At 71.5% G+C, this 8,949-nt stretch carries 8 protein-coding genes; 7 read left to right on the top strand and 1 reads right to left on the bottom strand.

Going from position 1 to position 8,949, the window contains the following annotated elements; translation table 11 throughout:
• The first annotated feature begins 3 nt into the window (after positions 1-3).
• The 7 genes from AB0H84_RS47715 (at position 4) to AB0H84_RS47745 (ending at position 8,389) form a co-directional block, all read left to right on the top strand.
• Positions 4-1,326, top strand: a complete 1,323-nt coding sequence (locus AB0H84_RS47715; protein ID WP_357620049.1) for an allantoate amidohydrolase — start codon at positions 4-6, stop codon at positions 1,324-1,326.
• On the top strand, positions 1,317-2,639 hold the full coding sequence (locus tag AB0H84_RS47720) for a formimidoylglutamate deiminase (protein ID WP_357620051.1): 1,323 nt from the start codon (positions 1,317-1,319) through the stop codon (positions 2,637-2,639). The genes AB0H84_RS47715 and AB0H84_RS47720 overlap by 10 nt, the downstream gene beginning before the upstream one ends.
• On the top strand, positions 2,636-3,784 hold the full coding sequence (gene hutI, locus AB0H84_RS47725) for an imidazolonepropionase (RefSeq protein ID WP_357620053.1): 1,149 nt from the start codon (positions 2,636-2,638) through the stop codon (positions 3,782-3,784). The genes AB0H84_RS47720 and hutI overlap by 4 nt, the downstream gene beginning before the upstream one ends.
• Positions 3,785-3,887: 103 nt before the next feature.
• Positions 3,888-4,829 carry a sigma-70 family RNA polymerase sigma factor gene (locus tag AB0H84_RS47730; RefSeq protein WP_357620055.1) on the top strand — a complete coding sequence of 314 codons (942 nt, stop codon included), beginning with the start codon at positions 3,888-3,890 and terminating at the stop codon, positions 4,827-4,829.
• A 292-nt stretch (positions 4,830-5,121) separates the two neighbouring features.
• Complete coding sequence (locus tag AB0H84_RS47735) at positions 5,122-6,240, top strand: globin domain-containing protein (protein ID WP_357620057.1); 1,119 nt, start codon at positions 5,122-5,124, stop codon at positions 6,238-6,240.
• Complete coding sequence (locus AB0H84_RS47740) at positions 6,237-7,151, top strand: DivIVA domain-containing protein (protein WP_357620059.1); 915 nt, start codon at positions 6,237-6,239, stop codon at positions 7,149-7,151. The genes AB0H84_RS47735 and AB0H84_RS47740 overlap by 4 nt, the downstream gene beginning before the upstream one ends.
• Before the next feature lie 797 nt (positions 7,152-7,948).
• On the top strand, positions 7,949-8,389 hold the full coding sequence (locus AB0H84_RS47745) for a hypothetical protein (protein WP_357620061.1): 441 nt from the start codon (positions 7,949-7,951) through the stop codon (positions 8,387-8,389).
• Between the two features lie 155 nt (positions 8,390-8,544).
• Here AB0H84_RS47745 and AB0H84_RS47750 read toward each other — a convergent pair.
• Positions 8,545-8,949 (bottom strand): GPP34 family phosphoprotein (locus AB0H84_RS47750; protein WP_357620063.1); only part of this gene is annotated, 405 nt, incomplete at its 5' end.

Below are 8,949 nucleotides of genomic sequence, written 5' to 3' on the forward strand. Positions count from 1 at the left end.
GCCATGCTTCTTGAACCACTCGCGCACATAGGACGGGATCCGGCGACCGGCGGCTACGTCAGGGACGCCTGGTCGGACGCTGACATGGAGCTGCGCGAGTGGTTCGCGGGCGAGGCCCGGCGCAGGGGGCTCGACCTGCGCGAGGACCGCAACGGCAACCTCTGGGCGTGGTGGGGCTCCCCCTCGCGCGACCGCCCGGGGGTGGTCACGGGGAGCCACCTCGACTCCGTACGGCAGGGCGGCGCGTACGACGGGCCGCTCGGCGTCGTGTCGGCCTTCGCGGCGCTGGACCTGCTCCGGCAGCGGGGGACGCGGCCCGCCGTGCCGGTCGGCGTGGTCTGCTTCACCGACGAGGAGGGCGCCAGGTTCGGGGTGCCGTGCATGGGGTCGCGGCTGCTCACGGGCGTGCTGGGGCCCGACAGGGCGCTCGCGCTCACGGACGACTCCGGCGACACGCTGGCCGACGTCCTGACGAAGGCGGGGCGGGCGGCGCACGAGATCGGGCGGGACGACGAGACGCTCGCGATGGTCGGCACGTTCGTGGAGCTCCACGTCGAGCAGGGCCGCGGGCTCGTCGACGAAGGGCGGCCCGTCGGGGTGGCCCGGGCGATCTGGCCGCACGGGCGGTGGCGCTTCGACTTCCGGGGCCGGGCCGACCACGCGGGCACCACGCGGCTGGCCGACCGGGACGACCCCATGCTGCCGTTCGCCCGCATGGTGCTGGCGGCCCGCACGGCCGCGGCGGAGCGCGGGGTGGTGGCCACGGTGGGCAAGGTGCGAATCTCGCCCGGCAACGCCAACGCGATCCCGGGCCTCGTCTCGGCCTGGCTCGACGCCCGCGGGGCCGATGAGCGCGCCGTACGCGACCTCGTCGCCGAGCTGGCGCACGAGGCGTCCTCCGGAGCGGCCGGCGGCGACATGGCGGATCGGCCCGGCACGAACGGCGGCGCGGGTGGCGGCGCAGGTGGTGGCGCGGGTGGCGGCCCAGGTAGTGGCGCGGGTGGCGGCGCGGACCGGCGAATCGAGGGCCGGGGCGAGGGCCGGGTCGAGGTGCGGGAGGAGTCGTGGACGCCGGTGGTCGACTTCGACGCGGCGCTCCGGGAGCGGCTGGCCCGGGTCGCCGGGGGCGACACGCCCGCGCCGATCCTCCCCACGGGCGCGGGCCACGACGCGGGAATCCTGGCCGCGGCGGGCGTTCCGAGCGGGATGTTGTTCGTCAGGAATCCCACGGGCGTGTCCCACTCACCCCACGAGCACGCCGAGCAGGCAGACTGCGAGGCGGGGGTCATCGCACTCGCGGACGTGCTGGAGGATCTGTGTCGCTGACCTACTGGTGCGAGCATGCCTGGCTGCCCGACGGCGTCGCCGACGGCGTGCTCATCGAGGTCGAGGGCGCCAGGATCGCGAGCGTCGGCCAGGGACCGCCGGGCCCGGCCGTGCGCCTGCCCGGGCTCACCGTCCCCGGACTGGCCAACGCCCACTCCCACGCCTTCCACCGCGCTCTTCGCGGCACCGCCCAGGAGGGCAAGGGCGACTTCTGGACCTGGCGCGAGCAGATGTACGAGGTGGCCGCGGCGCTCGACCCCGACTCCTACCTCCGGCTGGCCACGGCCGTCTACGCCGAGATGGCGCTGGCCGGGGTGACCTGCGTGGGCGAGTTCCACTACCTGCACCACGCGCCGGACGGCCGCCCGTACGACGACCCCAACGCGATGGGCCACGCCCTCATCCGCGCGGCGCGCGACGCGGGCCTGCGCATCGCGCTGCTCGACACGTGCTACCTGTCCGGCGGCATCGGTGTCCCGCTCTCCGGCGCGCAGCTGCGCTTCACCGACGGGTCCGGGGAGGGCTGGGCCTCGAGGGCGGAGGAGCTGGCGGCGGCGTACGAGGGGCAGCCCGACGTGGAGATCGGCGCGGCCATCCACTCGGTACGCGCGGTGCCGCCCGAGCAGATGCCGGCCGTGGTCGAGTTCTCCCACCGGTTCGCGGCGCCGCTCCACATGCACGTGTCCGAGCAGCCGGCGGAGAACACCGCGTGCGTGGAGATGTACGCGGCCACGCCGGTCCAGGTGCTGCACGGGCGGGGCGCCCTCGGCCCGCGCTCGACCGCGGTGCACGCCACCCACCTGACCGACGTGGACATCGAGCTGATCGCCCAGTCCGGCACGTACATCTGCATGTGCCCCACCACCGAACGCGACCTCGCCGACGGCATCGGCCCGGCCAGGACGGCGGCCGACCGGGGCGCGCGCATCACGCTCGGCTCCGACAGCCACGCCATGATCGACCTGTTCGAGGAGGCCAGGGCCGTGGAGCTGGACGAACGCCTGAACAGCGGCAAGCGTGGCAACTGGAGCGCCGCCGAGCTGCTCGCCGCCGCCACGGGCGCGGGTCACGCCTCGCTCGGCTTCCCCGACGCGGGCCTGCTCGTGCCCGGCGCCTGGGCCGACCTCGTGTCGGTACGGCTCGACTCCGTGCGTACGGCGGGCGCGCGCGGGGTGGAGGCCGTGGTGTTCGCGGCCACGGCGGCGGACGTGCACTCGGTGGTCTCCGGCGGCCGCCGGATCGTCGAGGACGGGCGGCACGAGCTGGGCGATGTCGGATCCCTGCTGGCCGAGGCGATGGAGAGGACGCGATGACCACGACGCTGATCGACGGGATCGGGCTGCTCTACACGGGCGACCCCGAGCGCGAGGAGATCGAGGACGCGGCCCTCGTCCTGGACGACGACCTGGTCGCGTGGGTCGGGCCGTCCTCCCGGGCCCCCGACGCCGACGAGCGCGTGGACGTCGAGGGCCGGGCCGTCATCCCCGGCTTCGTGGACAGCCATGCCCACCTGGTCTTCGCCGGTGACCGGACGGCCGAGTTCCAGGCCCGCATGTCCGGCGAGCCGTACACGGGAGGCGGCATCAGGACCACGGTCGCCGCCACCCGGCGGGCCGGCGACGCCGAGCTGGCCGCCCGCACGCTGGGCCTGGTGAACGAGATGCTCGCGCAGGGCACGACCACCGTGGAGATCAAGAGCGGGTACGGCCTGAGCGTCGCGGACGAGCGGCGCTCGCTGCGGATCGCCGCCAGGCTGACCGGCGAGACCACGTTCCTGGGGGCGCACGTCGTGCCCGCGGACATGGACGCCGACTCCTACGTGCGGCTCGTCGCCGGTGAGATGCTCGACGCGTGCGCGCCGTACGCGAAATGGGTGGACGTCTTCTGCGAGCGCGGGGCGTTCGACGGCGACCAGACGCGCGAGATCCTCAGCGCCGGGCTGAAGGCGGGGCTGGGGGCACGGGTGCACGCCAACCAGCTCGGCGAGGGGCCCGGCGTGCGGATCGCCTGCGAGCTGGGCGCGGCCTCCGCCGACCACTGCACCCACCTGACGCCGGCCGACGTGGACGCGCTGGCCTCCTCGGACACCGTGGCGACGCTGCTGCCGGGGGCCGAGTTCTCGACGCGCTCGCCGTACCCCGACGCGCGGCGGCTGATCGACGCGGGGGCGACCGTGGCGCTGGCGACCGACTGCAACCCGGGGTCGTCGTTCACGTCGTCGATGGCGTTCTGCGTGGCCCTGGCCGTACGCGAGATGCGGATGACGCCGCTGGAGGCGGTCAGGGCGGCGACGTACGGTGGGGCACGCGCGCTACGGCGTACGGACGTAGGGTGGCTGCGGCCCGGAGCCCGGGCCGACGTGGTCGTGCTCGACGCCCCCTCCTACGTACACCTGGCCTACCGGCCCGGCGTCCCCCTCGTTCACCAGGTGTTTCACGACGGTCTCCTCCTTGAGTAGGACATCCAGAACCATCCCTCGGACGTAGTGCTTTAGGGAATCTTTGCTCCTGGCCGGACGTTGGCCGGGTATAGAACGCAGCTGCGGAACGAGGTGCCTGGGGATGGCAAGGCCTACGGGGAGTCGCACGCAGGAGCAGCACGTCGCGGAGCGCGATCTGCTGGGGACATATCTGGCTGAGATCGGCCGGGTCCCGCTGCTCACGGCGGAGGAAGAGGTGGAGCTCGCCAAGCGGATAGAGGCGGGTCTCTTCGCCGAGCAGCTGCTCGACAGCGGGGGCTCGGAGCCGCGGATCGGGGACGCGGCCGACGAGGAGCTGGAGCGCCTGGCCGTCTCCGGCCAGCGGGCGAAGGACGAGTTCATCCAGGCCAACCTGCGCCTGGTGGTGGCGGTGGCCAGGAAATACTCGGGGCGGGGGATGCCGCTGATCGACCTGGTGCAGGAGGGCAATCTCGGGCTGGTGCGCGCCGTCGAGAAGTTCGACTACCGGCGGGGATACAAGTTCTCGACGTACGCGACGTGGTGGATCCGGCAGTCGGTGGGCCGCGCCATCCACGAGCAGGCCCGCCCGGTGCGCCTGCCCACGCACGCGGGGGAGCAGATGACCCGGCTGATGCGGGTCCGGCGCGACATGCTGGCCGAGTTCGACGCCGAGCCGACCGACGACGACCTCGCCGAGATCCTCGACCTGCCGATCGAGCGCGTGCGCGAGCTGCGGCGGTGGGCGTCCGACCCGGTCTCGCTCCAGCTCGGGGTGGGTGACGAGGACGAGACCGAGCTCGGCGACATGATCGCCGACGAGACGTGGGCCGATCCCGAGCAGCAGGCCATCGACATCCTCGAGCGCGAGCGCCTGGACCAGTGGCTGACCGGGCTCGAGGGGCCCACCAGCGAGATGCTGCGCTGGCGGTACGGGCTGGTGGACGGGCGCGAGCACACGCTCACGGAGGTGGGCGAACGCTACGGCATCGGCCGCGACCGCGCCCGCCGCATCGAGCGCGACGCGCTGGCCCGCCTGCGCAAGATGGCCACCGCCGCCGCCTGACTCGTCGTCCACACGGGCGCCCCGCTCCTGGGGCGCCCTTGGCGTTTCCGGACGCTTTTCCCGCCGCTTTTCCCGCCGCTTTTCCGGACGCCATTGCGGACGTCTTTGCGGACGCCTTTGCGGCGGATGACAGATGTCATATGGGGCCCATGACTCAGGCGACTACAAGCTCAAGCCCGGCCGACGCGAGACTGAGGGCAAGTTCGAGCGTTGACAGAAGGCTGGAGGCCACATGCCGGGCACGAGCGTTCAGCTGTCGCCCCATGGCGCAGGCGCCCCCGCGTTCGCCCAGGTGAAAGCCAATTTTGAGCTCGTCGCCAAATATGGCGACAATGTGCCGCTCTACCTGTTCTCCGACTTGTTCCTGCGCGCTCCCGCGCTGCGTGAGCTCTTCCCGGTCCAGATGCGCCGTCAGCGCGACCGGTTGATGACGGCGCTGTCGTACGCGGTCGAGCACGCGCAGAACCTGTCGGAGATCACGCCGTACCTGCACCAGCTCGCCCGCAGCCACCGGAAGTCCGGCATCCAGAGCGAGCACTACGAGCAGTGGAGCGCCAGCCTGGTGCACACCATGCAGCGCTTCTCGGGGAACGTGTGGGATGAGGCGGTCGAGGAGGAGTGGCGGGACTTCCTGTCCCTGCTGACCCGGACGCTGGCGGAAGGGGCGCGGCAGGACGCCAGCCTCCGGCCCGCGTACTGGACGGCCGAGGTGATCAGCCACGAGCGCAGGAGCGTGGACGTGGCGGTGCTGCGGCTGCTGGTGGACCGGCCCTTCAAGTACGTCCCGGGGCAGTCGGCGCCCGTGGAGGTCAAGCAGTGGCCCAACATGTGGCGCTACTACTCGATGGCCAACCTGCCGCGCCGGGACAACACGATCGAGCTGCACGTCAAGGCGGACGGCGCGGTGGGCCGCACGCTGGTCCGCGACGTGCGCGAGGGCGAGGTCGTCAAGCTGGGCGCACCCGTCGGCACCCTCACGCTCAACCCCAACACGGGGCGCAACATCCTGCTCATCGCGGGCGGCACCGGGTTCGCCCCCATCAAAGCCATACTCGAGCACGTGACCAGGCTGCCGGTGCCGCCGTGGGTGTCGGTGTTCGTCGGCGCGCGCGAGCCCGCCGGGCTGTACGACCTCGACGTGCTGCGCGGCTGGGAGGAGAAGTTCCCCTGGCTCACTGTCCGCACGGCGCTGTCGGAGCTGGAGGACCAGAGCGTCGCCACCACGGGCACGGTGGGCGAGGCCGTCAGCCGCTACGGGCGGTGGGAGGGCTACGACGCCTACGTGTGCGGTCCGCCGGCCATGGTCGACAGCACGGTCGACATGCTGCGGGCGAACGGCTTCAGCGACAGCCGCATCCGCTTGGAGAGATTCGCGAGCGCCGTCACGCCTTCCAGGAGGTTCGCCACATGAATGATTCGATGGAGCCGTTCCCGCCGCCCGACCGGTCGATCAACGGCAACGGCAACGGCAACGGCAACGGCAACGGGCACCGCGCCGTGCAGGAGCTGCAGCCGTGGACCGACGCCGGAGGCGACAGTGCCGGCTGGAACGACGCCAACTCCGGCTGGAACGACGCCGACTCCGGCTGGAGCGATGCCGACTCCGGCGGAGGCGCTGACGGTAACGGCTGGCAGGCGGAGGCCTGGGAGGAGCCGCAGTGGGACGAGCCCCAGGCGCCGGGCAACGAGGCCTCCGCTGAGCGGCTGACCCCGGCGGCGCTGCGGGCCGTGGTGTTCCGCCGCGCCCCGCTCGGCAAGCGCGGCCTGGACGAGCACCAGGTCAACAACCTCCTCGACCGGGTGGAAGCCGAGCTGGTACGGCTGACGCAGGAGAAGAAGGCGCTGGAGGCCGAGGTCAAGCTGCTGCGCGACAACGCGATGCAGCAGCAGGCGCCGCAGCGGCCGGAGCCCGTGGCGCCTCCCAGGGAGCAGCCGCAGGCCACGCCCAAGGAGACCGGGCTGGCCCGTGTCGACGCCGCCGAGCAGGCCGCGTCGCGCTCGGTGGCCAGTCGCGTCCAGGAGGCGCACGTCTACGCGGCGAGCCTGCTCTCTCAGGCGCAGCAGACCGCTGACCAGTACATCCAGGACGCGCAGCGGTACAGCCGGGAGCTGATCGAGGACGCCCTGCTCAGGCGGGGCACGATGCTGGCCAAGGCGGCCGATGAGCAGGACGTCGCCGGTGACGAGTCGGTGGGGCGGGAGATCGCGCGCTTGCGCGCGGCCAACCAGACGTATCGCGGCAAGCTGCGCGACCACTTCGAGCTGATGCTGATGAACCTCGACGAGTGGGAGACCGCCGAAGGGATCGGCGGCTCGGCGTGACGCCGTACCGCTACCCGGTCGTCTGAGGTGTGCGCAGCCACGCGTCGAGAAAGACGTAGTCGGCGTCAGTGAGAGCATGGCGTGGGTCGACACGATGGAGCAGGGCACGTCCTGCTCGTCGATGCCGGCCGGCTCCGGCCAGCTCACGAGGGGCAACGGTGGCAGGCCGAGCCGTGGGGCGACGTATGCGTTCGCGTCGTCCATCCAGGTCGTGGCCCAGACCAGATCGCAAGGCAGTGCCGTCAAGCGGGGCCCGTGCGCGGGATTGATCCTGGACAGAAGCGGATTCGAGCCGGTCCCCGGAGGCTCGTGATCCGTCTGGAAGGTCGGATAGCCGTCCGGATACTGCTGTGGTGTCGCGCCGAAGGGGATGAGGGGTCCGTCGACGTCGAGGAAGAGCAGTGGACGCTGTGTAGGACCGGTCACGGCCGCACGATATCGGGGCCGGCGCGTCGGCGTCGGAGCCGAGCAGGCTGAGCGTGCCGGCGCTCTCGTTGGAGATCGTGTGACCGATCACGGCCGGCCACACGCTGCCCGTCGACAGCCGCGCCCACGAAAGCGCCGAAGTCGCGCGTCGTTGCGGACAAATGCCATATCGCGGGGAAGCGGTGAGGAAGCGAGGTGTTGTTACGGTCCTCCACGTAGACGCTGTTGCCGAATTCTGATGAAAGTGGCCGATGCGTGCAAGCGCAGAATTCGCGACCCGGCTGCCGCGCATTTGTGCTGAGGCTTCCCGCCTGTGGAGAGCGACTCGGCGGCTCTCCCAGGCTTTCGTTCCTTCCAGAGAGGAAAGGTTAATGGCTCACAACAACGAGTTGATCCCGGGAATGCCGGGAACTGTCCGGGCCGTCCAGGTGTTCATGTGGATCAGCGTGGTGCTCGGCGTCATCCTGCTGGCGATCGGGGCCCTGAGCCTGGCCGCTGTCAACGCCCTGTCGAGCGACCCCGAGATCGCCGCCGCGTCCGCGGCGCTGCCCTCGATGGGGGTGATGTGGATTCTGCTGCTGATCTCGGCCGTCCTGGTGGTGGCGCAGCTGATCCTCGTGATCAGGATCCCGCGCCGGCAGGCCGCCACGCGCACCGCCATCATCGGGCTCTTCGTCGTCTCCGCGGTCCTCGGCATCGTCACCGCCGTCCTGACCACGGACTACGTGTCCAACGGGGTCTCCCTGGTGCTGTCCGCGCTGCTCGTCGGCCTGCTGATGACCGAGGGCGCCAAGCGGTACTTCGTCAACTGATCGCCCGCGGGCCGGGCTCCGCTGAGCCTCTCCGCCGCCGTCCCGGTGGTGGAGGGGCCTCAGTCATGTCCGAGCTGCACACATAGCTGCACACATACGAGTACGGCCGGCGCCGGGCTATGCAGGAACCCGGCGCCGGCCGTACTCCACAGATCCTATGACCCGCCCGCGTCCAGTAGGGTCACGCCGGCACCGCTTGTATCGGGCTTCGTCGTGGTCTTGTCGACGTAGGTCTTGACGGCCTGCCCCGCCCAGTCGTCCCTGACGAGCTCCTCGATCCGCTTCTCGTCGTCAATGGCGAACAGCTGCTTGAGCACGCCGCTGTGGTGCGTCAGGGCGAGCAGGGTGACGGTGCGGGCGTCCGGCTTCCGGCCGCGGAGCACCTGGCCGAGCCGCTCGGTGACCTCGCGCACCAGCTCGGTGTCGTCGTACTCGTACCGCTCGACCGGGAAGAGCCCCAGGACCCGGGACTTGTCGGCCGTGAACGCGCCGCGCTCCGCGAGGCGCTGCAGGTAATGCCGGCCCTTGCGCACCGGGTTGATCCTGATCAGCCATTTGCT

Source organism: Nonomuraea sp. NPDC050786, assembly GCF_040654115.1.
Taxonomy (GTDB): Bacteria; Actinomycetota; Actinomycetes; order Streptosporangiales; family Streptosporangiaceae; genus Nonomuraea.